A 2,173-nucleotide genomic window follows, 5' to 3' on the forward strand; every position below is an offset into this window, starting at 1 on the left:
CGGCCGACCGTGAGTCCACGAGCAACTCCTGCCGCGATACGTACATTTCAGAGGAAGTCTTCAACTGGTCCGGCGTCCCGGTCGTCCACCTGCGTCCGACCTACTTCCTGGAATGGCTGCTCTACCCCTGGCAGCTGCCGTACCTACAGAAGGGCATCCTGCGCATGCCCGTCGGCAAGGGCCGCCATTCGCCGATCGCCGCCGACGACCAGGGTCGCGCCATTGCCGCCCTGCTGAAGGATGCGGATGGCTACGTCGGCAAGATCGTCCCGCTGTCGGGTCCGGTCGAGATGGACCACGAACAGATGGCTGCGGAGCTCACCGAGGCGCTCGGCCGCAAGATCGTCTTCCAGGACCTTCCCGTTGACGAATACGCCCAGTCCATCACGGCGATGGGCGTTCCCGCCTACATCGTCCAGCACCTCAGTGGCGCGATGGTCGATTACCAGCACGGCCACATGGCCGGTGCCGACAACAACGTCGAGACGATCACCGGTCGCCGCTCGATGACCGTGGGCGAATTCGCCCGCCTGCATGCCGATCAGATCAACGGCAACTGATTCCCTTCATTCATTCGAGGTCGTTATGGACGTCATCACCCAGTTCGTACAACGCAATGCCGAGTTCGCACGGCATGGCTTTCATGAAGAACTCAAGATCATCCCCACGTTGAAAACGCTGATCCTCGGCTGCGTCGACCCGCGCGTCGATCCCATGGATATCCTGAAGCTGGAACCTGGCGAGGCGGCGATCATCCGCAACGTGGGTGGACGCGTGAACCCCTCGCTGTTCGAGACCATGAAGATTCTCAGCACCGTGTCCAAGGCTGGCGGTGTGGAAGTCGGTAAGGACTGGAACCTGGTGGTTCTCCAGCACACCCAGTGCGGCATAAACGGTTGCTACCACAACGCGCCGGAGTTGCTTGCACCGTATATGGGTGTGCCGCTGGAACAGCTCGATTCGCTTGCCATCACGGACCCGTACAAAGCGGTCGCCATCGACGTGGCTGCACTGCGGGCCCACCCTGTCCTGGGCAAGAACTTCACCATCTCGGGTCTCGTATACGACGTAACCACCGGCCTCATTGAGACCGTGGTACCGCCCGAAGCCTGACATAGCGGGCCAGGAAGAAAACGGGTCCTGGCAGTCCACACCGCGCGCATGAACTTGCGCTTGCCGCCAGGCAAGCGCTCGTCGAAACTCCGTGAGGTCGCGGGGCCACCCCGCTATCCATGGAGGATTTATGCTGCGCTGTGCGATGACGTTATTGGGATGCTTTGCCATCACCGTCTGCAGGGCCGCTACGCCCGTGCCGATGCCCGAACGTGTTGACCAGGCCATTCGCGAACGTGTCGCTGCCAGCATCTACCCCTCAGTCGTCGTCGCCATCGTCGACGGCGAGCACAGCGAGATCCACGCTTTCGGGAAAGCGGATGGTAGCTCCGACGCCGGACCCGATACCGCCTACGAAATCGGATCGATCACCAAGACGTTCACCGCGACACTGCTGGCAGCCTCCGTGACGTCGAAGGATCTGACGTTGGACGAACCCGTAGCCAATCTCTTGCCCGGTTTCACCGTGCCCGCTCGCGATGGCAAGGTCATAACGCTGGAAACGCTGGCCATGCAGGACTCCGGGCTGCCACGCATGCCGACGAACTTCATGCCGCTGCGTCAGGCCGATCCCTATGTCGACTACGACGTGGCGAAGCTCAAAGCCTTCCTGGCCTCCTACGTACTGCCCCGCGATCCCGGCGCGAGCTACGAATACTCGAATCTTGGTGTCGCGCTCCTGGGCTATGCCCTCGCGGCGCATGCAGGTACCAGCTACGACAAACTGTTGCAGAAGGACATCCTGGGTCCACTCGGCATGCGCCGTAGTGGCGTCGCGCTGGCCGGTACTGCGCAGGCGGTGCTCGCTCCCGGCCACGACGCCAACGGTCGTGCCGTTCCGCGTTGGCACCTGGAACTTTTCGCCGGTGCCGGCGGCATCGTCAGCACGGCCGAGGACATGTGTCACTACCTGCAGGCAAACATGGGCCAGTTGCCTACGTCCCTATACCCTGCAATGCAACTCGCACAGACACCCAGAAGTACCGGCCCGCGGCCAGAGGACCGGATTGGACTGGTGTGGATGACCCACGAACTCCCCGACGGCAACATCATCTGGCAC

The 2,173-nt window shown here is 62.2% G+C and carries 3 protein-coding genes; all 3 read left to right on the top strand.

Annotation, left to right across the window (positions count from 1 at the left end):
• On the top strand, nucleotides 1-560 hold a 560-nt coding region (locus AC1DSN_RS21670; protein WP_477332821.1), incomplete at its 5' end, for a Rossmann-fold NAD(P)-binding domain-containing protein.
• Between the two features lie 25 nt (nucleotides 561-585).
• On the top strand, nucleotides 586-1,113 hold the full coding sequence (locus AC1DSN_RS21675) for a carbonic anhydrase (protein WP_477332823.1): 528 nt from the start codon (nucleotides 586-588) through the stop codon (nucleotides 1,111-1,113).
• Nucleotides 1,114-1,315: 202 nt separating this feature from the next.
• Nucleotides 1,316-2,173, top strand: an 858-nt coding sequence (locus AC1DSN_RS21680; RefSeq protein WP_477332825.1) for a serine hydrolase domain-containing protein, incomplete at its 3' end; no start/stop codon positions are given.

The organism is Luteibacter sp. P4_D7_3 (assembly GCF_056401735.1).